Annotated in this window: 21 protein-coding genes and 1 pseudogene; 9 read left to right on the forward strand and 13 right to left on the reverse strand. The window is 72.9% G+C overall.

Annotation, left to right across the window (positions count from 1 at the left end):
• Window positions 1-61 precede the first annotated feature (61 nt).
• Window positions 62-439: a metalloregulator ArsR/SmtB family transcription factor gene (locus tag CRP49_RS33630; RefSeq protein ID WP_097256742.1), complete on the forward strand. Its 378-nt coding sequence runs from the start codon at window positions 62-64 to the stop codon at window positions 437-439.
• Between the two features lie 84 nt (window positions 440-523).
• Here the strand turns inward: CRP49_RS33630 and CRP49_RS33635 are convergent, their stop codons facing one another.
• Complete coding sequence (locus CRP49_RS33635) at window positions 524-1,681, reverse strand: FAD-dependent monooxygenase (RefSeq protein WP_097256743.1); 1,158 nt, start codon at window positions 1,679-1,681, stop codon at window positions 524-526.
• Window positions 1,682-1,775: 94 nt separating this feature from the next.
• Between CRP49_RS33635 and CRP49_RS33640 the strand changes: the two genes are divergently transcribed.
• Window positions 1,776-2,333: a TetR/AcrR family transcriptional regulator gene (locus CRP49_RS33640; RefSeq protein WP_097256744.1), complete on the forward strand. Its 558-nt coding sequence runs from the start codon at window positions 1,776-1,778 to the stop codon at window positions 2,331-2,333.
• A gap of 47 nt (window positions 2,334-2,380) precedes the next feature.
• Here the strand turns inward: CRP49_RS33640 and CRP49_RS33645 are convergent, their stop codons facing one another.
• From CRP49_RS33645 to CRP49_RS33655, 3 genes are all read right to left on the reverse strand, one after another.
• A complete protein-coding gene (locus tag CRP49_RS33645; RefSeq protein WP_097257683.1) occupies window positions 2,381-3,550 on the reverse strand; it encodes an AI-2E family transporter in 1,170 nt (389 codons plus the stop codon).
• 178 nt (window positions 3,551-3,728) lie between these two features.
• Window positions 3,729-4,151, reverse strand: coding sequence for a DUF2267 domain-containing protein (locus CRP49_RS33650; RefSeq protein WP_097256745.1), 423 nt, complete (start codon window positions 4,149-4,151; stop codon window positions 3,729-3,731).
• Window positions 4,152-4,167: 16 nt separating this feature from the next.
• Window positions 4,168-4,773, reverse strand: a complete 606-nt coding sequence (locus tag CRP49_RS33655; protein WP_097256746.1) for a hypothetical protein — start codon at window positions 4,771-4,773, stop codon at window positions 4,168-4,170.
• A 208-nt stretch (window positions 4,774-4,981) separates the two neighbouring features.
• On the opposite strand from CRP49_RS33655, the gene CRP49_RS33660 reads away from it, so the two are divergent.
• Genes CRP49_RS33660 through hypE form a run of 7 tightly spaced genes read left to right on the forward strand, consistent with a single transcriptional unit; the run spans window position 4,982 to window position 12,971 of the window.
• The gene (locus tag CRP49_RS33660) at window positions 4,982-6,709 is read left to right on the forward strand and encodes a hydrogenase maturation protein (protein ID WP_097256747.1); all 1,728 of its coding nucleotides are present in this window, start codon (window positions 4,982-4,984) and stop codon (window positions 6,707-6,709) included.
• Window positions 6,706-7,296 (forward strand): hydrogenase maturation protease, encoded by a 591-nt coding sequence (locus CRP49_RS33665; protein ID WP_097256748.1) that lies wholly within the window; start codon window positions 6,706-6,708, stop codon window positions 7,294-7,296. The genes CRP49_RS33660 and CRP49_RS33665 overlap by 4 nt, the downstream gene beginning before the upstream one ends.
• A 60-nt stretch (window positions 7,297-7,356) precedes the next feature.
• Window positions 7,357-8,082, forward strand: a complete 726-nt coding sequence (hypB, locus tag CRP49_RS33670; protein WP_094222050.1) for a hydrogenase nickel incorporation protein HypB — start codon at window positions 7,357-7,359, stop codon at window positions 8,080-8,082.
• On the forward strand, window positions 8,079-10,478 hold the full coding sequence (gene hypF, locus CRP49_RS33675) for a carbamoyltransferase HypF (RefSeq protein ID WP_097256749.1): 2,400 nt from the start codon (window positions 8,079-8,081) through the stop codon (window positions 10,476-10,478). The genes hypB and hypF overlap by 4 nt, the downstream gene beginning before the upstream one ends.
• A gap of 3 nt (window positions 10,479-10,481) precedes the next feature.
• Window positions 10,482-10,772, forward strand: coding sequence for a HypC/HybG/HupF family hydrogenase formation chaperone (locus CRP49_RS33680; RefSeq protein ID WP_094222048.1), 291 nt, complete (start codon window positions 10,482-10,484; stop codon window positions 10,770-10,772).
• Window positions 10,769-11,896, forward strand: a complete 1,128-nt coding sequence (gene hypD, locus CRP49_RS33685; protein ID WP_097256750.1) for a hydrogenase formation protein HypD — start codon at window positions 10,769-10,771, stop codon at window positions 11,894-11,896. Before CRP49_RS33680 ends, hypD begins: the two co-directional genes overlap by 4 nt.
• On the forward strand, window positions 11,889-12,971 hold the full coding sequence (gene hypE / locus CRP49_RS33690; RefSeq protein WP_097256751.1) for a hydrogenase expression/formation protein HypE: 1,083 nt from the start codon (window positions 11,889-11,891) through the stop codon (window positions 12,969-12,971). Before hypD ends, hypE begins: the two co-directional genes overlap by 8 nt.
• A 59-nt stretch (window positions 12,972-13,030) precedes the next feature.
• Here the strand turns inward: hypE and hypA are convergent, their stop codons facing one another.
• The 9 genes and pseudogenes from hypA to CRP49_RS33730 form a co-directional block, all read right to left on the reverse strand.
• Window positions 13,031-13,387 carry a hydrogenase maturation nickel metallochaperone HypA gene (hypA, locus tag CRP49_RS33695; RefSeq protein WP_097256752.1) on the reverse strand — a complete coding sequence of 119 codons (357 nt, stop codon included), beginning with the start codon at window positions 13,385-13,387 and terminating at the stop codon, window positions 13,031-13,033.
• Between the two features lie 7 nt (window positions 13,388-13,394).
• Window positions 13,395-13,586, reverse strand: coding sequence for a hypothetical protein (locus CRP49_RS46565; RefSeq protein ID WP_143670046.1), 192 nt, complete (start codon window positions 13,584-13,586; stop codon window positions 13,395-13,397).
• A gap of 17 nt (window positions 13,587-13,603) precedes the next feature.
• Window positions 13,604-13,810 carry a hypothetical protein gene (locus CRP49_RS33700; RefSeq protein ID WP_097256753.1) on the reverse strand — a complete coding sequence of 69 codons (207 nt, stop codon included), beginning with the start codon at window positions 13,808-13,810 and terminating at the stop codon, window positions 13,604-13,606.
• Between the two features lie 21 nt (window positions 13,811-13,831).
• A complete protein-coding gene (locus CRP49_RS33705) occupies window positions 13,832-14,428 on the reverse strand; it encodes a DUF5947 family protein (RefSeq protein ID WP_094222043.1) in 597 nt (198 codons plus the stop codon).
• Complete coding sequence (locus CRP49_RS33710; RefSeq protein ID WP_097256754.1) at window positions 14,425-14,997, reverse strand: NifU family protein; 573 nt, start codon at window positions 14,995-14,997, stop codon at window positions 14,425-14,427. Before CRP49_RS33710 ends, CRP49_RS33705 begins: the two co-directional genes overlap by 4 nt.
• Entirely contained in the window at window positions 14,990-16,783 is a 1,794-nt protein-coding gene (locus tag CRP49_RS33715; RefSeq protein WP_097256755.1) for a nickel-dependent hydrogenase large subunit, read from the reverse strand. The genes CRP49_RS33710 and CRP49_RS33715 overlap by 8 nt, the downstream gene beginning before the upstream one ends.
• Before the next feature lie 64 nt (window positions 16,784-16,847).
• Window positions 16,848-17,909, reverse strand: a complete 1,062-nt coding sequence (locus tag CRP49_RS33720; protein ID WP_097256756.1) for a hydrogenase expression protein HypE — start codon at window positions 17,907-17,909, stop codon at window positions 16,848-16,850.
• A 57-nt stretch (window positions 17,910-17,966) separates the two neighbouring features.
• Window positions 17,967-19,523, reverse strand: a complete 1,557-nt coding sequence (locus tag CRP49_RS33725) for a hypothetical protein (RefSeq protein ID WP_257033575.1) — start codon at window positions 19,521-19,523, stop codon at window positions 17,967-17,969.
• A gap of 127 nt (window positions 19,524-19,650) precedes the next feature.
• Window positions 19,651-20,151: pseudogene (locus CRP49_RS33730) on the reverse strand (LysR substrate-binding domain-containing protein); the annotation flags it as partial.
• Window positions 20,152-20,219 lie beyond the last annotated feature (68 nt).

The following is a 20,219-nucleotide window of genomic DNA, read 5'->3' on the forward strand; positions in this document are numbered from 1 at the left end:
GCCCGCCCACCATACAGGTACATATGAAGAGGCTTTCAAGTGTTATCTGTATGATGACCCCATGGGCCATGGAGCTACTCGCGATCGGCAGTCCGTGCCGCGCACCCGCCTCGACGCGGACAGCGCCGCCCGCGTGGCGACCACACTGCAGGCCCTGGCCACCCCGTCCCGGCTGCTGATCCTCGCGAGGCTACGGGAAGGCCCGTGCGCGGCCACCGAACTGGCCACCGAGGTCGGCATGGAACAGTCCGCCTGCTCCCACCAGTTGCGCCTCCTGCGCAACCTCGGCCTGGTCGTCGGCCGCCGCCAGGGCCGCTCGGTCATCTACGACCTCTACGACAACCACGTGGCCGAACTCCTCGACCAGGCCGTCTACCACACCGAACACCTCCGCCTCGGCCTGCCCGACACCCCGGACACGGACCGGCCCGCGGGTTGACCGCCGTGAGGGTGGGCGCCGTCCGCCGTGCGCTGGACGCCGGCCCGGTCTGACCAGGTGGCCTGTCCTCCGCCTGCGGAGGCCTCAACCCAGGCTCGGCGGTGTCCAGTCGGCGTGGCGCAGGATGCCGCGGATCGCCGCTCGGGACGGGGCGAGTCGTAGGGCCGTGTTGCGCAGGGCGACGGCCGCGGGATGGGACAGCTGCTGGCCCATCCGGCCTGCCTGCCGGGCCGCGCGGGCGACCGACTGGGCGCGGGGGCGGCGCTCGGTGTCGTACCGGGCCAGTGCCGTCGCGACCGTGGGCGCGTCGGCCAGTGCCGCGGCCAGTGTGGCGGCGTCCTCCAGGGCCTGGCAGGCGCCCTGGCCGAGATGCGGGGTCATGGCGTGGGCCGCGTCGCCGAGGAACGCGATCCGGTCCGCGACGTAGCTAGGCAGGGGCGTCACCAACTCGTGGATGTCGTGGTGCAGTACGGCCTCGGGGTGGGTCGCCGCCAGGAGCGTCGGGATCGGTTCGTGCCAGTCGTGGAAGCGGTCGCGGAGTGTGCCCAGCGGGTCCGCGTGACGTACGCCGGGCGGGGAGTTGAGCACCGCGTGCCACTCGGCGCGCCCGTCGGTGAAGGCGATGTGGCCGAACTCCGCCCCCTGCCCCCAGGTCAGCTCGAAGTCGCTGCTCAGCTCCACCGGGCGCGCGGTGATGGCGCGCAGGACCGTCGACCCGCTGTAGACCGGGCCGGGATGGTCCGGGAACACCTGGCCGCGCAGCCGGCTGCCCACGCCGTCGGCCGCGACGACCAGGTCCGCCTCCAGGACACCCGCTCCGGTCGGCACCGCGATCCGGTCGGGAGCCGAGCGGTCGACCGACGGAACGGAGACGCCCGTGCGCAGGCACTCCGGAGGCAGCGCCGCGCGCAGCAGGCGGTGCAGCGTGGCGCGCGGGATGCCGACGATCGGCGTGCCCAGCTCACGCGCGAGCGCGGCCCCGTCCATGCGCGCCAGCAGACCGCCGGACGGAGTGCGGGTGCCCCCGCTGTACTGCGGCCGGGCCGCCGCACGCACCGCCGCGCCGACGCCGAGCACGTCCAGCGCGCGCAGCCCGTTGGCGTGCAGCGAGATGCCCGCACCCGCGTCGGCCAGGGCGGCGGCACGTTCGAGGACCGTCACCTCCCAGCCGATCCGGCGTAGGCCGATCGCCGCGGACAGCCCCCCGATCCCGCCACCGACCACCACTGCGGTACCGCCCATGCCGGTCCCCTCTCCACGCGCAGTCTTCTACAGGTGTAGAAGGAGCGTAGCCCGGCCCTCTACAGCTGTAGAAGCCGGGGTGTAGAAAGAGGGGGTGCCCACCGATCGACGTACTGTCCTCGCCGACGCGGCCATCGGCGTGCTCGCCGACGCCGGAATGCGCGGACTGACACACCGCGCCGTGGACCGCGCGGCGAACCTGCCGCCCGGCACCACGTCCGCCTACTACCGCACCCGCCAGGCGCTGCTCACCGCACTGGTTCGACGCCTGGTGGCAGTCGACCAGGCCGAGTTTCAGGAGATCGGGGCCAGGACACCGGTGCCCCGGAACGCCGCCGAACTGACCGCGGGCCTCCTGGCCTTCACCGGGCTCCGGCTCGCCGGGGAGGGGCGACGCCGGTCCCTCGCCCGCTACGCGTGCGCCGTCGAGAGTGTGCACCACCCCGAGCTGCGCGAGATCCTGGTTCCGCGCGAGAACCTGGCGCGTCAGGCCGTACAGGACTTCCTGGCCGCACACGGTGTCGAGGATGCCGAAGAGCGTACGGTCACGCTGCTGACCTGCGTGGACGGGCTGGTCTTCGACCGGCTGGTGAACGGCGGGAGCGTGTCCGGGCAGGAGATCCACGGCCTGGTGGCGGCGGCCCTGCGCTGAGCCGTGGGCCGAGCCGTTGAAAAACACGGAAGTTGACGTGGCATCGGCTAAGGCGGCACCGTCCGCAGCGCGCGCAGCACCGCCCACACGACCGAGATGAGCGGGACGGCGACGACGGCTCCGATCACCCCCGCGACGATGCTGCCCGCGATGACGGACACGGCGACGACGAGCGGGTGCAAGGCCACCGCCCAGCTCATCACCAGCGGGTGCAGCACATGCCCTTCGAGCTGGCCGATGACGACGATCAGCACCAGCACCGCCGCGGCCGTGAGCGGCCCGCGCCCGGCCAGGGCGACGATCGTGGCCACGCCGAGCGCGACCGGTGAGCCCACCAGGGGCACGAACGCGGCGAAGAACTCCAGCAGCGTCAACGGCAGCGCGAGCGGTACCCGCAGCACGAGCAGGGCGATGCCGACGAGCACGGCGTTGGTGGCCGCCACGATGATGATGCCGCGCGTGTACCCGGCGAAGGTCCGCCAGGCGGCGCTCCCGGCCCGGTCCCAGGCCGGACGGGCGCCGCCCGGCAGCAGCTGGTCGCGCGCCCAGCGCCACATGCGCTCGCCGGAGTGGATGAAGAAAGCGGAGGCGAACAGCGCGAGCGCGCCGCCCGTGATCACCTCGACGACTCGGCCCAGTCCCGACAGGGCGCTGCTGAGCAGGCTGGCCCGGTGCCCGGAGATGTAGTCGGTCACCTGGCGCTGCAGATCGGAGAGCCGGCCGGGGCTGAGCCGGAACGGCGGACGCTGCAGCCACTCCTCGATGCGGTGGATGCCGCCGCGGAACTCCCCGGCCAGCCGGGCCGACTCGCCCGCCACCGCGTTGCCCACGAGCGCGAGCAGGCCCATCAGGAGCAGCAGGCTGCCGACGAGGGCGATGGCGACGCTGAGGGGCCTGGGCAGAACGCGGTCGAGGAGATCGGCGAGGGGGCGCAGGACCGAGGTGACGACGAGGGCGAGGAACAGGGCGACGGCGATCAGCTGGAAGCGGCCGAGGATGCCGAAGACGCCGTAGACGAGGATGCCGACGAGGATGAGGCGCCAGGCGTAGGCCGCGGCGACCCGCAGCCACGGCACCGTGTGCCAGGCCGCCGGGGCGTCCGGCTCGGGAGACCGGGCGACCGCCGGGAGTCGCACGGAGCGCGCCGGACGGCTGCCCAGCACCGCCCGACCCGACCGACGCCCGCCGCCCGTCTGCCGACCCGCACCGCCCACCAGGCCTCCCGCCTCCGCTCCACGCCCGAACCCTGACTGCCGGTCACATTCAGAGAACGGTAAGCGCAAGCCGCGGAAGGGGACGGCGCAACGCGCGGTCAGGGCCGCTTCACAACCCGTGGGCAGGTGAGCCCGACCCTCGCGCGGTGAACGTCGGGTGGCGAACCAGCGCGGTCCCGCCTCAGCCCCTCTCGGTGGCGCGCTCCACCGGCAGCAGCTCCCGGATGTCCGCCGGGAGCGCCCCGGCGATCCGCTCGGTCAGCTCCGGGGCGAGGGCGGCGTCCAGCACCTCCAGTACGGCCGCGGCGTCGCGCAGCGCCGTGTCCTCGTCCGTCCCGGCCCGGTCGGCGATCCGTCCGGCGAACACGGTCAGCCCGAACCGCTCACCCGCCGTGCCCGAGTCGGCACCCAACGCCGCGTCCGCCGCCCGCCGCATGTCGTCCGCCAGGTCCGGCGGCAGCTGAGCGGCCACATGGCGGGCGAGCCCGGACGGCAGCCGTTCCGAGAGCGTGCTCACCACGGCGTGCGTCGCCCGCTCGGCCGACCCCCGGTCGGGCAGCTGGGCGAGTGCCTGCACCTTTCCGATGATCTCGTCGTGATGCATGAGGCCGGTTCCTTCCTCACGATGGCAGGGCCCGGCCGCGCTGGGACTCCGGGTAGCGTCGGGTGAAGTTGACGGTCCACACCAGCAGCGCCACCGGCAGGACCCAGTTGAGCCAGTCGCTCGCCGACGGCATCCGGATGGCCAGCCAGCCCAGCACCGCGATGACCGCGAAGACCACGCCCCACACCGCCGTGAGCACCCGGTTGATGCGCTTGAACAGCGGCGAGTCCCTCACCTCGGGCGGCGCCGACCGCCGGGCGTACTGCTCCGTGAACGGCTGGAAGAACAGCGATCCGAGGGCCACGACGCCAATGACCCCGTTGGCGATCACCTGTGCGTACGTCTCCAGCCAGAGGAGCTGCTGCCGGCCCAGGGCCAGCGCCAGCACGCAGATCACGGCGAAGAAGACGATGCCCGTCACGTCGAGGATCGAGAGCCTGCCGTGCAGGATGTCCTGGCCGGACAGCACGAGGGCGGTGATCAGCGCGGCCAGGGCCGCGTACTCCCAGGTGCTGGGTCCGGCGATCACCGTGAACACGATCCACGGTGCGAAGGAGAGGAAGACACTGCCGAACCCGACCGGTGCGGCCGTCCGGTCCCTGGTCGCCGATTGCTGTGCCATGGGATCACTTCCAGCGCGGGGAGCGGGCCTGTCCAGGGCCGCCCGTCCCTCCATCGTGCCGCCGCGGCCCGGCCCCCGCATCCGCGCCCGCGCTGCCGCGGAAGCCGCCCGGAATGCGATCCGGATGGAGGAAGCGACCCGACCGGGGCGGACGAAACGCCGCAGGGGTTCTTCCCGGCTCCCCGGAGAGGGACGAACATGCCATGTCATGGACATTTTGCTCGTGGCCAGCGCGTTCAACAGCCTCTCCCAGCGGCTGTACGCCGAACTCTCGGACCAGGGACACCGCGTGGACGTCGTACTCGCCGCGCACGGCGCCGACCCGGTCCGTGCCGCCGTACGCGAACGGCGCCCTGACCTGGTCGTCGCGCCGATGCTGAAGACGGCCCTGCCCGAGGACGTCTGGCGGGAGCACACCTGCCTCATCGTGCATCCGGGGCCGCCCGGCGACCGCGGCCCGTCCGCGCTGGACTGGGCGATCGCCGAGCAGGCGCCGCGCTGGGGCGTGACCGTGCTCCAGGCCGAGGCGGCCATGGACGCCGGGGACATCTGGGCGGCGGAGCCCTTCCCCGTGCCGTCCGTCGGCAAGAGCGACCTGTACCGCAACGAGGCCTCCGACGCCGCCGTGGCCGCCGTCCTGCTGGCCGTACGCCGGTACGCCGACGCCTCGTACAAACCCCGCCCGCAGACCGCCGACCCCGACACGTCCGACGACCCCATCCACGTGGTCTGGCGCGACTTCTTCCGGCAGGAGCGGCGGCGCGTCGACTGGGCGCACGACACCACCGAGACCGTGCTGCGCAAGCTCCGCGGCGCCGACTCGCAGCCGGGCGTCCTGGACGAACTCCTCGGCCGCGAGGTGTTCCTGCACGGCGGGCACCCCGAGGACCGGCTGCGCGGCCGCCCCGGCGAACTGCTCGCGACCCGGGCGGGCGCGGTCTGCCGGGCCACCCGGGACGGCGCCGTGTGGATCCCGGAACTCCGCCCGCGCAAGAACTCCGGCGACCCGGCGCCCTTCCGGCGCCCCGCCGCCTCCGTGCTCGCCTCGTTCTCCGGCACGCTCGAACTCCCGGAGGTCGCCGCCCCGCTCGAACTGCCCCCGCGCCGTCGCACCTGGACCGACATCCGCTACCGGCGGCGCGGCGACGTCGGCTTCCTCGGCTTCTCCTTCCCGGGCGGAGCGATGAGCACCGACCAGTGCCGCAGACTGCTCGCCGCCTACCGGTACGCGCTCGACCGCCCCACCTCCGTCCTGGTGCTCGGCGGCGCACGCGACTTCTTCTCCAACGGCATCCACCTGAACGTCATCGAGGCGTCCGCCGACCCGGCCGAGGAGTCCTGGACCAACCTCACCGCCATGGACGACCTCGTCGAGGCCGTGCTGCGCACCACCGACCGGCTGGTGGTGGCCGCGCTCGCCGGCAACGCGGCCGCGGGCGGCGCCATGCTCGCCCTCGCCGCCGACCAGGTCTGGTGCCGTACGGGCGCCGTCCTCAACCCGCACTACCGGCGCATGGGCCTGTACGGATCCGAGTTCTGGACGTACACGCTGCCGCGCCGCGTCGGAGCCGACACCGCCCACCGGCTGACCGACGAGGCGCTGCCGCTGAGCGCCGCCTCGGCCGAGCGGCTGGGACTGGTGGACCGGCTCGTGCCCACCGGGCCGGGGGAGTTCGCCGCCGAGGTCGGGCGACTGGCCGCCGGCCTCGCCGCCGCCCCGGACCTCGGGCGCCGGATCGCCGCCAAGGCCGCGGCACGCCACGCCGACGAGCAGGTACGGCCGCTCGCGGACCACCGGCGTGACGAACTCGCCCGTATGTACGCCATCTTCTTCGACCCCGAGGCCCCGTACCACGCCCTGCGGTCGGCCTTCGTCCGCAAGAAGCCCACCGGCTCCGCCCGCCCCCTGGCACCGGCCGCCGGAGCCCTCCGGTGAACCCCTCGGAGCCCCGGCTGCTCGTCGCGGGCGTCGGCAACATCTTCCTCGGCGACGACGCGTTCGGCCCCGAGGTGATCCGCGCTCTCGACCGGCGCCCGCTGCCGCCCGAGGCGCGGGTACGGGACTTCGGCATCCGCGGCATGGACCTCGCCTACGCGCTGCTGGACGGCTACGCCACCGCGGTCCTGGTCGACGCGGCCCCGCGCGGACACCGCCCCGGCACCCTCACCCTGATCGAGGCGGAACCGCCCGACGGCACGGCCGTGCCCGAGGCGCACGGTATGGACCCGGAGAAGGTGCTGGCCCTGGCCACGCACCTGGGGGACGAGCCGCTGCCCCGGGTCCTCGTCCTGGCCTGCGAGCCCGGCGTCCTGCCGTGCGGCGACGAGGACATCCTGCCGGGGATCAGCGCGCCGATGCGGGAGGCGGTCGACCGCGCCGTGGACGCGCTGCACACGCTGGTCCCCGTCCTGCTGGCCGATCCCGCCGCACCCGCACCGCCGTTGGGCCGCCCGATGGAATCCGGGCCCCCGCACGCGGCTGCGCTGCCCGGCCTTGCGGCCCACGGAGCCGAAGATCGGTAGACCCCGGGCCGTACGGGACGCGGCCGGGGCTCCGCCGCACGACCCCGAGGAGCTGCGCCCATGTGCCGGTCCGACGTCAAGCAGGCCGTCCTGGCGAAGAACGACGACCTGGCCGCGAGCCTGCGCGACGAGCTGACGCGGCAGGGCGTGACGGTGGTCAACCTGCTGTCCAGCCCGGGCAGCGGCAAGACCGAACTCCTCGGCCGGATCCTCGCCCGAGCGGTGGAGCGCGGCGTTCCGGTCGCCGCGCTCACCGCCGACCTCGCGACCGAGAACGACGCCGTCCGGCTGGCGCGTTCGGGCGCGCCGGTCCAGCAACTGCTCACCGACGGCCTGTGCCATCTGGAGGCCCGGCAGGTACGCGCGCGCCTGGAGGGCTGGCTGCCGGCCGACACCGCGCTGCTCTTCGTCGAGAACGTCGGCAACCTCGTCTGCCCGGCGTCGTACGACCTCGGCGAGACCCTGCGGATCGTCCTGATGGCGGTGACCGAGGGCGAGGACAAACCGCTGAAGTACCCGACCGCGTTCGGCTCGGCCCATCTGGTCGTCGTCACCAAGACCGACCTGGCCGAGCCGGCCGGCTTCGACGAGATGGTCTTCCGGGCGAACGTCCAGCGGGTCAACCCAGGGGTGGAGATCGTACGGTCGTGCGCGCGCACCGGCGACGGCGTCGACACTCTCCTGGCCCACGCCCTCGCCGCCCGGCACGGCGCCCCGCCGCACCGGCCTCCGCTCGCCCCGCATCCCCACGGTCACCACCACTCCGCCTCCGCCCCCGTCTCGTGACCGCGCCCGCCACCGGCCCGGTCCGCCGCCGGATCACCGTCCGCGGCACGGTGCAGGGCGTCGGCTTCCGGCCCTACGTGCACCGGCTGGCCGCCGACCTGGCGCTGGCCGGGTTCGTCAGCAACACCGCGAACGGCGTGCTCATCGAGGTCGAGGGCCCGGCGGGCGAAGTGGGCCGGTTCTTCGACCAGTTGGCCGAACAGCCGCCCCCGCTGGCGACCGTCACGGGCGTCGGCTGCGAGGACCTCCCCGCCACCGGCACCAGCGCCCCCTTCACCATCCGCCCCACCGAGCGGTCCACGGGCCGTACCCAGCTCCCGCCCGACACCGCGACCTGCGCCGACTGCCTGCGAGAGCTGGCCGATCCGGCCGACCGCCGCCACCGCCACCCCTTCATCACCTGCACCCACTGCGGCCCCCGCTTCACCATCGCCACGGGGATGCCGTACGACCGCGCGGCCACCACCATGGCCGGTTTCCCGATGTGCCCCTCCTGCGCCGGGGAGTACGGCGCCCCGGCCGACCGGCGCTTTCACGCCCAGCCCGTCGCCTGCCCCGACTGCGGCCCGAGGCTCCGCCTGGTCCCGGCCGACGGAACCGACGTCCGCCCGGCCCGGGACGCGGACGCCCTGGCGGCGGCACGCGCGCTGCTGGCCGCGGGCCGGATCGTCGCCGTGAAGGGCGTCGGCGGCTACCACCTGGCCTGCGACGCCACCGACGCACGCGCCGTCGCCACCCTGCGCACCCGCAAGGAACGCGGCGGCAAGGCCTTCGCCGTGATGTGCGCCGACCTCGACACGGCGGAGCGCATCGCGGCCCTCTCCGACGCCGAACGGGCCGCACTCACCAGCGCCCGGCGCCCCATCGTCCTGCTGCGCAGACGCACCCCCGCGGACCGGCTCCGCCTCGCCGACCAGGTCTGCCCGGGCAGCCCGCACGTGGGCGTGATGCTGCCGTACACCCCCGTGCACACGCTCCTGTTCGGGCTGCCCGGCGACACCCCCGGCCCCCAGGTCCTGGTCATGACCAGCGGCAACCGCTCCGGCGAGCCCATCGTCACCGACGACGCCGAGGCGCTGACCCGGCTGGCCGGACTCGCCGACGCCTGGCTCGCCCACGACCGGCCCATCGCCTCCCCGTGCGACGACTCCCTGCTGCGGGTACGCCCCGACGGCACCGAACAGGTGCTGCGCCGGTCGCGTGGGTACGTGCCCCGCCCCCTGCGTCTGCCGGTTCCGGTCCGCCCGGCCCTCGCGGTCGGCGGCGACCTGAAGAACGCCCTCTGCGTGGGCGAGGGCGACCTCGCCTGGTTCGGGCCGCACATCGGCGACATGGGCGACCTGGCCACCCTCGAAGCGGCCGAGAGGGCCGAACGGCACCTCAGCCGCCTCACGGGAGTCACCCCGCAACTGATCGCCGCCGACCGGCACCCCGGCTACCACTCCACGGGTTCGGCCCGCCGACGGGCGTCCCAACTCGCCCCGGCATCCCTGGAGTTGGTCCAGCATCACCACGCACACATCGCCTCGGCGATGGCCGAGCACGGTCTCGACGGCACCACCCCCGTCATCGGCGTCGCCTTCGACGGCACCGGGTACGGCGACGACGGCACCGTCTGGGGCGGCGAGGTGCTGCTCGCCGACTACACCGGCTACCGGCGCTTCGCCCACCTCACCCCGGCCCCGCTCCCCGGCGGGGACGCGGGCGTCGCCAACCCCTGTCGGCTGGCGCTGGCCCGGCTGTGGGCGGCGGGGCTGCCGTGGGAGCGGGATCTGCCGAGCGTCGTCGCGTGTTCGGAGTCCGAACTGGCCGTGCTGGGACGGCAGTTGGAACGCCAGGTGGCATGTGTCCCGACGTCCGGCATGGGCCGTCTCTTCGACGCCGTGTCGTCTCTGATCGGCGTGTGCCACCGCGCGGGATACGAGGCGCAGGCCGCGTTGGAGCTGGAGGCCGCAGCGACGGAGGCGTGGCACGCGGACAGCGGGGCGTACCGCTTCGGCTTCCGGACCCTCCCACCGATGGAAGCCTCGGCTCGTCAGCCCCTCGGCCGACTGAGCCGGGCCGGCAGATGGGAGATCGCACCCCCGCTGCACACCCTCCTCACCGACCTGCGCCGCGGCACCCCCACCCCCGTGCTCGCGGCCCGCTTCCACCGGGGCGTGGCCCGGGCCGTCACGGAGATCTGCCGTCGGGCCCGCGGAACGACCGGCCTGACCACCGTCGCCCTCACCGGAGGCGTCTTCGCCAACGCCCTGCTGGAGGAGGAGTGCGCCGCCCTGCTGGCCGCGGACCGGTTCACGGTCCTCCGGCACGGCGAAGTACCCCCGAACGACGGCGGGTTGGCGCTCGGGCAGCTCATGGTCGCGGCAACACCAACCAACGACGAGACGGAGTGACCCATGTGTCTGGCAGTGCCCGGCAAGGTCGTGGCCATCGACGACGGCGCCGACCCCCTCACCGGGCTGATCGACTTCGGTGGAGTACGGAAACAGGCGTGTCTGGAGTACCTGCCCGATGTGCGGGTCGGGGAGTACGTCATCGTCCACGTCGGGTTCGCCCTGCAGCGGCTGGACGAGGAGTCGGCCCGGGCGTCCCTGGAGCTGTTCGAGCAACTCGGACTGCTGGAGGAGGAGTTCGGCGACGCCTGGGAGCAGGCGGCCCGGCAGGAGAACGGGAGCGAGGTCCGGTGAAGTACATCGACGAGTTCAACGACCCGGACCTGGCCCGACGGTTGCTGGACGAGATCAGCGCGACCGTCACCCGCCCCTGGGCGCTGATGGAGGTCTGCGGCGGCCAGACCCACTCCATCATCCGCCACGGCATCGACCAACTCCTTCCGGACAAGGTGGAGTTGATCCACGGCCCGGGCTGCCCGGTCTGTGTGACGCCGCTGGAATGTATCGACAAGGCGCTGGACATCGCAGCCCGCCCGGACGTGATCTTCTGCTCCTTCGGCGACATGCTGCGGGTCCCCGGCACCGACCGGGACCTCTTCCGGGTCAAGGGCGAGGGCGGTGACGTACGCGTCGTGTACTCCCCGCTCGACGCGCTGAAACTCGCCCGACAGCACCCGGACCGGCAGGTGGTGTTCTTCGCCATCGGCTTCGAGACCACCGCACCCGCCAACGCGATGGCCGTGCACCAGGCCAGGCGCCTGGGCCTGACCAACTTCAGCCTCCTGGTCTCCCATGTGCGGGTCCCTCCGGCCGTCGAGGCCATCATGACCGCCCCGACCTGCCGGGTGCAGGGCTTCCTGGCCGCCGGGCATGTATGCAGCGTGATGGGCATGAGCGAGTACCCGGAGCTGGCGGAGCGGCATCGCGTGCCGATCGTCGTCACCGGATTCGAACCCCTCGACATCCTGGAGGGCATCCGCCGCGCGGTCCGCCAGCTGGAGCGCGGCGAGCACTGGGTGGAGAACGCCTACGCCCGTGCCGTGCGCGAGGACGGCAACCCGGCCGCGATCCGCATGATCGAGGACGTCTTCGAGGTCACCGACCGCAACTGGCGCGGCATCGGCCGCATCCCCGCCAGCGGCTGGCGGCTGAGAGAGGCCTACCGGGCGTACGACGCCGAGCACCGCTTCGACGTCTCCGGCATCCGCACCGAGGAACCGGCCGAGTGCCGTGCCGGCGAGGTGCTGCAAGGGCTGATCAAGCCCACGGACTGCGCGGCCTTCGGCACCATCTGCACCCCGCGCACCCCGCTCGGCGCCACCATGGTCTCCAGCGAGGGTGCCTGCGCCGCGTACTACCTGTACCGCCGGATGTCCGAACCGGCGCTCCCACGCGAGGAGATGAACCCCGTTGGCTGACCTCGCCGTCGAAGCTGCAGCCGCGGCCACCGACCCCGCGAACTGGACCTGCCCCGCACCCCTGCGCGACCAGCCGGTCGTGGTCATGGGCCACGGCGGAGGCGGCGCCCTGTCCGCCGAGCTGATCGAGCAGGTCTTCGCCCCCGCCTACGGCAACGCCCTGCTCGCCGGGATGACCGACTCGGCCGTCCTCCACCTCGGCGGGGCCCAGCTGGCGTTCTCCACCGACTCCTACGTCGTACGGCCGCTCTTCTTCCCCGGCGGCTGCCTCGGCGACCTGGCCGTCAACGGCACGGTCAACGACCTGGCGATGAGCGGCGCCCGGCCCGCCTACCTCTCCGCCGCCTTCGTGCTGGAGGAGGGCGTGGAGCTGACCGTCGTCGAGCGCATCGCGCGGGCCATGGGCGCGGCGGCCGAGACGGCCGGCGTCACCATCGCCACCGGCGACACCAAGGTCGTCGAGTCCGGGCACGGCGACGGCGTCTACGTCACCACCGCGGGCGTCGGCCTCGTCCCCGACGGAGTCGACATCCGCCCGCAGCGCGCCCGGCCGGGCGACGCCGTCATCGTCAGCGGCCCGATCGGCCTGCACGGCGTGGCGATCATGAGCGTGCGGGAGGGGCTGGAGTTCGGGATCGAGATCGCCTCCGACACCGCGCCGCTGGCCGGCCTGGTGGCGGACATGCTGGCGGTCACCCGGGACATCCACGTCCTGCGCGACCCCACCCGGGGCGGGCTCGGCGCCTCGCTCAACGAGATCGCCCGCGCCTCCGGCACCGGCGTACGGCTGCGGGAGCGGGCCGTCCCGGTCCCGGACGAGGTCGCGAACGCCTGCGGCTTCCTCGGCCTGGACCCGCTCTACGTCGCCAACGAGGGACGGCTCGTCGCCTTCGTGCCCCGCGAGGAGGCCGAAGCCGTGCTGGCGGCGATGCGTGCCCACCCGCAGGGCACCGGCGCGACCCTCATCGGCGAGTGTGTCGAGGAGCATCCGGGCATGGTCGTCGTGGCCACCGGGCTCGGCGGCACCCGGGTGGTGGACCTGCCCCTGGGGGAGCAGCTGCCCCGTATCTGCTGAGGAGCCCGGACAGCAGCGGACCCCGCCGGAGCCCGAGGCACCGGCGGGGTCGACTGCCGTCAGGGCCGGGCCGCACCCGCCTCGACGTCCGTGATCTCCAGTTCTCTGCCGCTGCGCAGGTCCTGCGAGGGTTGGTCGCAGCGCGGGCACCAGAAGAACGGCGGCATGCCCACCGCGAACTCCTCGGCGCACCCGCCGCACCAGGCCCGTGCCGTCACCTGCTCGACCACGAGGCGGGCCGCGGCGAGGGCCGTGCCGTCACGGGCCACCTCGAAGGCGAAGTGCAGCGCGTCCGGCACCACACCGGCCAGCTCGCCGACCCGGACGGTCACCGACGAGACGTCGTCGGCGCCGTCCGCCCGGGCGATCTCCTCGGCCTGCTCCACGATCGCCGTCGCGATGGACAACTCGTGCACGGCCGGCTCAGGGGTAGCGGCGGTTCGCGCGCAGGCCACCGGTCATCCGGTAGATCCGCAACTCACGCACCATACTGGGCAGTTCCATCATGAACAGGGCCAGTGCCAGACCACCCACCAGAGCGGCCTGCGCGAGCAGCACCTGACGTCCGGACATCGCCGACCTCGCTGTGTTCGCCGTTCGGCAGCGCTTCTTCACGCTCTCTCCCTGCTCTCTCATCCCGGTGAGATGTTCGGCATGGCGTCCAGCAGGGCGTCATGCCGCTTCCAGTGGATCCCGGTGGAGCGGCGCGCGTCGGCGGTGCCGTCCTCGTGGTGCCCGGTCTGGTGCTCGTAGGGGCCATGGTTGCCCTGGTGCATGCCCGGCACATGGCTGGGCGTGTCGGGCTTCGCCTGGGGGCGGCCCACTCTGATGCTGCCCATGTCTGTTCTCCTTCCAGGTCCTCACGAACGCTCGGTGAGCTCCGCGAAGAACCGCTCCACGGCCGGCCAGACCCCGTCGCCACCGGACAGGCCCCGCCACTCGCGGCGGACGAGGGCGACCATCCGGAAGCAGTCGTCGACCGGCACGATCCAATGCTCGTCGAGGCCCCGCACGGTGTTCACCAGCAGCGCCTCCACCTCGGGTGCCATGGAGGCGAGCTGTGGAAACGTGGCGGTCAGCCGCTGCCAGGCCGCCGCGTCCACCTCCCACCGCATGGCCCCGGCCGGGCTCGGCCCCTGTGCGGTGACGGTGCCGTCGGAGCGCGGCACGAAGAACACCAGGCCGACCGGTACGCCCAGCACAGCCGTGTCGACCGGCGGCAGCCGCAGCCGGCGCCGGGGTACCAGCCGGTAGCGTCCCTCGCCCGCCCCGTCCTCGGCGAACAGCACCGAACAGGGGTGACACACGCACCGCACCTCGGCGGCCTCGATGTCGTACAGGTGGGGGTGTACGTCGGCCACCGGGGCGGCGCACAGTTCGCACGCCTCGGCCTCGGCGGTCGCCGTGCGGCCGGCCGCCGAGCGGATGAGGCGGGCCAGTGCCCCGTCCGTGGTCACCGGGGCTCCTGCGGTCGCGGCGCGGTCCGGCGCGTCAGTGTCGTCAGGGGTACGAAGGCCGGGGCCGCCCGCCGCTCGGCGGTGACCGGCTCCACCGCGTCCAGCTCGGGGGCGGCGGCCAGCACCGCCGCGCGGACGGCCGCGGTGACGTCGGACGACCCGCCGCCACACCCGGAACCGCACCCGCCGCCGGTGCTCACCCGGACCCGGGCCACCTGCCCCTCGACGCCGGCCCACTCCAGGTCACCGCCGCGTTCGCGGACCGCGGGCCGCAGCCGCTCGACCGCGTGGGCGGCCCGTCGCTCGACGGTCTCGGGGTGCAGGGAGTGCAGCACCAGCAGGTGTCCGAGCAGCTCGTCGTCGGCCAGGCGCTCGCGCAGCCGCTCGTCCGCGTGGTCCAGGACCCGGGCGAGCGCCTCGCCGTAGACCTCGGTCAGCAGCGTCACCGACTCCAGCGCCTCCCGGGCGGCGGGGCCGGGCATGGATTCCAGCCCGGCCAGCAGCTCGTCGAGCCGGGCGAGCCGCGCCTCCACCGCCGGATCCGGGAGCCGTACGGCCGTGTCAGCCATGCCCGGCCCCGTACGTGGGCGAGTGCACCGTCGACAGCGTCTTGCCCTTGCCCATGTACATGTGCACCCCGCAGGGCAGACACGGGTCGAAGCTGCGGACGGTGCGCATGATGTCCACGCCCTTGAAGTCGTCGGGCCCGTTCTCCTCGAAGATCGGCTGGCCCTGGACGGCGTCCTCGTACGGCCCGGGGGTGCCGTACATGTCGCGGGGGCTGGCGTTCCACGGGGTCGGCGGGTACGGGTGGTAGTTGGCGATCTTCTTGTCGCGGATCACCAGGTGGTGCGAGAGGACACCGCGCACCGCCTCGTGGAAACCACAGCCGATCGCCTCGTCGGGCACCTCGAAGTTCTCGTACACCTTCGAGTCGCCGTCGCGGAGCATCCCCATCGCCTCCTCCAGGAACTGCAGGGCCATGGCGGCGGCGTAGGCGACGAAGTACGGCCGGGCACGGTCCCTCTCGATGGTGTTGCTCCACTTCGGGATGTGCCACTCGAGCGTGGTCTCCGGCAGCGACTCGCCCTTGGGCAGGGAGATGCGCACGCTGCTGCCGGTCGCCTTGACGTACGGCGTGTCGACCAGGCCGCTCAGCGCCGTCGTCCACAGCCGGGCGAGCGGCCCGCCGCCGGTGTCCAGGGCGAGGTGTTCGCCGGTCCCCGAGTGGTGCCAGCGCGGGCTCATCACCCAGCTGTACTTGCCGTCGAAGTCCCGCTTCTGCGGCACCGGCACGGTGGTCTGGTTCCACGGGTGACGCATGTCGACGGGGTTGCCGAGCGGGTCGTGGGTGACGAACGGCTGCTCGTTGACCCAGTCCTCGTAGTAGGAGCTGCCGAGCATGATCCGCAGGCCGAGGTTGATGTCGACCAGGTTGTTGGTGACCAGTTCGCCGTCGACGATGATGCCGGGGGTGACGTACATCGCCTTGCCCCACCGGTTCATGTTCGCGTAGCGGTAGTCGACGACGTCCGGGTTCTGCCAGGCGCCCCAGCAGCCCAGCAGGATGCGGCGCTTGCCGACCTCCTCGTAGCCGGGTAGCGCCTCGTAGAAGAAGTCGAAGACGTCGTCGTTCATCGCCACGGACTTCTTGACGAAGTCGATGACGCGCATGAGCCGGCTGAGGTAGTCGGTGAAGGTGTTCGGCTGCGGCATCGTGCCGACCCCGCCCGGGTACAGCGTCGACGGGTGGACGTGCCGCCCCTCCATCAGGCAGAACATCTCCCGGGTGACCCGGCTGACCTTCAGCGCCTCCTTGTAGACCTCGCCCTCGAAGGGGTTGAAGGCCTTCATGATGTCGGCGATGGTCCGGTAGCCGTGGACGTTCCCCCGGGGCGCGTCCGTGCGCTCGGCACGGGCCAGCACAGCGGGGTTGGTGGCCTTGACCATCGCCTCGCAGAAGTCCACGAACACCAGGTTGTCCTGGAAGAGCGTGTGGTCGAACATGTACTCGGCCGCTTCGCCGAGGTTGGTGATGTGCTCGGCCAGCTTGGGCGGCTTGACGCCGTAGGCCATCTGCTGGGCGTAGTTGGAGCACGTGGTGTGGTTGTCGCCGCAGATGCCGCAGATGCGCGAGGTGATGAAGCCCGCGTCACGCGGGTCCTTGCCCTTCATGAACACCGAGTAGCCGCGGAACAGCGACGAGGTGCTGTGGCACTCCACGACTTCCCGGTTGGCGAAGTCGATCTTCGTGTAGATGCCCAGGTTGCCGATGATCCGGGTGATCGGATCCCAGGACATGTCCACGATCTGCGCAGGTTTGCGTTTGGTGGACCGGGACTCGGTGGTCGTCATCTGCGGTACTGCCCCTTGCTGTTCGGGTTCGGCGGGTCGATGGCGGGATACGCGACGGGCGGCGTCACGGGCGGTAGTGCGGGTCGTAACCGCTGGTCAGCCTGCGCTTGTTGTGGCGCCACTTGGGTTCGTGGTTCACCATGTCGTTGGTCAGGCCGCGCAGCCGGCGGATGACCGCCGCGTACGGCTTGACGGCGAGGGTCGACAGCGTCGCCCCGGGTGGTTCGTCCATGAACGGCATGAACGCGTCGGGGAAGCCGGGCATCGTGCACCCGATGCAGATCCCGCCGACGTTCGGACAGCCGCCGATGCCGGACATCCAGCCCCGCTTGGGCACGTTGCAGTTGACCACCGGGCCCCAACAGCCCGTCTTCACCAGGCACTTGGGGGAGTTGTAGTCGAGGCCGAAGTCGCCCTGCTCGTAGTACGAGCCCCGGTCGCAGCCCTCGTGCACGGTCTTCCCGAACAGCCACTGGGGACGCAGCATGTGGTCCAGCGGGGGCGGGGGAGCGGCACCGGCGGCATGCTGGAGCACCCAGATGAGGGTCTCCATGAAGTTCTCGGGCTGGATGGGACAGCCGGGCACGTTGACGACGGGGAGTCCGGCCTGCGACTTGTAGTCCCAGCCCAGATAGTCCGCGAGGCCCATGCAGCCGGTGGGGTTGCCGGCCATGGCGTGGATGCCGCCGAAGGTGGCGCAGGTGCCGGCGGCCACCACCGCCCAGGCCTTGGGCGCCAGTTGGTCGATCCACCAGTTCAGCGGCAGCGGCTGGCCCGTCTCCAGGTCGTTGCCGAAGGACGTCCAGTAGCCGTCGCCCTCGATGATGTTCTGGTTCGGGATCGAGCCCTCGATGACGAGGATGAACGGGGCCAGTTCGCCGCGCGCCGCCGCGCGGTACGGGGCGAGGAAGTCCTCGCCGCCCAGGCTGGGCGAGAGCACCTTGTTGACCAGGTTGACCTTCGGCAGGCCCGGGATGAGCCCGAGCACCACGTCCTCGATCGAGGGCTGGTCGGCGGCGGTCAGGGAGACGGTGTCGCCGTCGCAGCTCATCCCCTCGGAGATCCAGAGGATGTGGATCTCGTCGATCGCGTCGCGCTCCTGGGTGGCACTGCTCTGGGTCGTCATGTCGTCGGCCTTTGCTGCGGTCGGTCAGGGAGTCGGTGACCGGCGTGCGCCGGCAGGTCAGGGGTGTCCATCGAGCCGTCCCTCCTCCGGCCCGGCGGCCGGACATCGGGGCCGCGGGGACTGCGGCCGGGGTGGGTGGACCGGGTCGGCGAGCCCCGGCGCGTGCGCGCCCGCGAGAGGTTCGACCTCGTCGGGCCGGAAGTAGTGGAAACGGCCGTACCAGCCGTGCAGTTCGGCCGCGGGATCGTCGTCGACGGTGACCGCCAGGTGCACGCTGCCGTCCACGTCGTGGAAGACCGCCGCCACCCGCGCGGTCCGGCCGGCCAGGAACATGTCCTGGGCGTCGGCGCCCCGGCCGCGCGGCCGCAGTCGCACCCGGCTGCCGCCGCCGACCGGGACGCCGTCCACGAGCACCGTGTCGGTCGTCGGGGACAGCCCCTCGTCGGCGTCCTCCTGCCACCAGGCGGGCCGTTCGGACGGGTCCCCGGGGACGGCGGGCGTGACCGGGGTGAGCGAGCGGATGGCGCCGTGCAGCCGGGCGAAGACCTCCTGGGGCATGCTGTCGACGCGGTCGAGGATCCGCGCGGCCCGCGGGTCGGTGGCCCGTGCCTCGGCCTTCTCCTCGTCCGTCAGGAGCATCGTGCGCAGCGTCAGGATCTCGTCGATCTCCGCCGCGTCGTGCAGATCGCCCGGGCTCTCCGGCGCCACCTGCGGACGGTCCGGGAGGATGATCGGGGAGGACAGGACGACCCGACCGACCGGACCCGTCTCCTGCGGCGCGCCGCCCAGGACGGGGAAGGTGAACGCGTTACGGCAGTCGCGCACATGCTCGCGCAGACCGGCGGGCGGATCGGTCAGCGAGACGAACTCCACGCCCTCGCCGCCGAGCAGGGTGTGCGCGGCCAGCAGCGCGTGCCGCAGGGCATCGCCCCGGGCGGCCCGGGCATCCGGTGCGCGCCCGGTGTTCTCGGTGCGCACCCGCAGCCGGTACACGTCGTCGGTGAGCGGCTCCGCCACGACGGTCGTACGCGCCCGGACCTCCTCACGCCGCCGCACCACGCGCCCGGCACCCCCGGGCAGCGGTTCCGTCTCCTCACCCGGCGGCGCCCCGGCCTCGGTACCGCACTCGCCCCGCAGCAGATCCGTGAGCGGCCACGCGAAACCGACCTCGTGCGGCACCGCCTCGTCGAAGGTGAGATGGGCCGTCCCGTCGTCCGTCCGCAGCGACTCGACCGGGCGGTACCGTCCGTCCGTGTCGGCCGCCTGTACCTGCTTGTGCTGCATCTGCAGGTACCGCAGCCGCACCCGTACGACCGCTCCGGGCCGCCGCACGCGCACCAGGCACTCGGTCTGCTGGTACCAGGAGTCCGCGGAACCGGAGAGGCCCGGGGCGACTGGCCCGTCCGCCTCCACCCAGTCCCGCGGCAGCAGTACCCCGAACTGCCAGCGGACGCGGTTCTTGGCCGAGGAGCGGCGGTACGGGTAGAGGAGATAGCCCTCGTAGAGGACGGCATCGGCGACCGCGCTCACCTGTGCGAAGGCGTCGCCGGACGCGTCGCCTCCCGCCACGGCGGCACACGCCACGCCACCATCCACGCCGCCCGTCCCGGCCATTCCGCCTCCTCGCCACAGGTGCACCGCCGATGCCACAGGTGCACCCGCCGATCCCTTCCACCACGGTCACACCCCTCACGGGTGCTCGCTCTTTAGGCGGACCGGGATTGGGCCGGGCAGGGGACGATCACGCCGGTCGAGCGAGATCGAGGCAGCAGCGGACGAAGTCCTGTACGACCGGATTGCGGTCGTCGGCGGGAGCCCAGGCGACGCCCACCTGGGTGGGGCTCACGCCGGTGACCGGTCGGTAGACCACACCGGGGCGGGCGTAGAACCGTGCGGCGGACTGGGGTGCGAGGGCGATCCCGTATCCGTTGGCGATGGTGTTCAGCCGGTCGTCGGGCTGCTCGGTGACCGCGCCGATGCGGACTGGGTGGCCCTCGCGCTCGTCGGCGGCCAGCCAGTGGTGGCGCCAGGCCCCGGTCTCCTGCGGGGCGGCGACGAACGGCTCGTCCCACAGATCGCGGAAGGCGATCGTGCCGCGCGCGGCCAGCGGGTGCGCGGCGGGCAGGGCGACCCAGCGCGGTTCGCCGAACAGCGGCTCGACGCGCAGGGCTTCCCGGACAGGGAAGGGCAGCCGCAGCAGTGCGGCGTCCACGTCCCGGGTGGCCAGGCCGGCGCTCGGGTTCCTGGCGAGCGCGGCCAACGAGGCGACGCAGGAGATCGTCGCCGCCGCCCGGCGCCGGCCCGGGTGGC

The organism is Streptomyces sp. Ag109_G2-15 (assembly GCF_900215565.1).
Taxonomy (GTDB): Bacteria; Actinomycetota; Actinomycetes; order Streptomycetales; family Streptomycetaceae; genus Streptomyces; species Streptomyces diastatochromogenes.

What these genes read in the sequence shown, in the direction of transcription:
- CRP49_RS33635 (WP_097256743.1), bottom strand. Translation starts at nt 1,681, where the DNA reads ATGGGCGGTACCGCAGTGGTGGTCGGTGGCGGGATCGGGGGGCTGTCC.
- CRP49_RS33725 (WP_257033575.1), bottom strand. Translation starts at nt 19,523, where the DNA reads ATGGCCGGGACGGGCGGCGTGGATGGTGGCGTGGCGTGTGCCGCCGTG.
- CRP49_RS33720 (WP_097256756.1), bottom strand. Translation starts at nt 17,909, where the DNA reads ATGACGACCCAGAGCAGTGCCACCCAGGAGCGCGACGCGATCGACGAG.
- hypB (WP_094222050.1), top strand. Translation starts at nt 7,357, where the DNA reads ATGTGCCGGTCCGACGTCAAGCAGGCCGTCCTGGCGAAGAACGACGAC.
- CRP49_RS33650 (WP_097256745.1), bottom strand. Translation starts at nt 4,151, where the DNA reads ATGCATCACGACGAGATCATCGGAAAGGTGCAGGCACTCGCCCAGCTG.
- CRP49_RS33680 (WP_094222048.1), top strand. Translation starts at nt 10,482, where the DNA reads ATGTGTCTGGCAGTGCCCGGCAAGGTCGTGGCCATCGACGACGGCGCC.
- CRP49_RS33660 (WP_097256747.1), top strand. Translation starts at nt 4,982, where the DNA reads ATGGACATTTTGCTCGTGGCCAGCGCGTTCAACAGCCTCTCCCAGCGG.
- CRP49_RS33710 (WP_097256754.1), bottom strand. Translation starts at nt 14,997, where the DNA reads ATGGCTGACACGGCCGTACGGCTCCCGGATCCGGCGGTGGAGGCGCGG.
- CRP49_RS33700 (WP_097256753.1), bottom strand. Translation starts at nt 13,810, where the DNA reads ATGGGCAGCATCAGAGTGGGCCGCCCCCAGGCGAAGCCCGACACGCCC.
- CRP49_RS33655 (WP_097256746.1), bottom strand. Translation starts at nt 4,773, where the DNA reads ATGGCACAGCAATCGGCGACCAGGGACCGGACGGCCGCACCGGTCGGG.
- CRP49_RS33715 (WP_097256755.1), bottom strand. Translation starts at nt 16,783, where the DNA reads ATGACGACCACCGAGTCCCGGTCCACCAAACGCAAACCTGCGCAGATC.
- CRP49_RS33630 (WP_097256742.1), top strand. Translation starts at nt 62, where the DNA reads ATGGGCCATGGAGCTACTCGCGATCGGCAGTCCGTGCCGCGCACCCGC.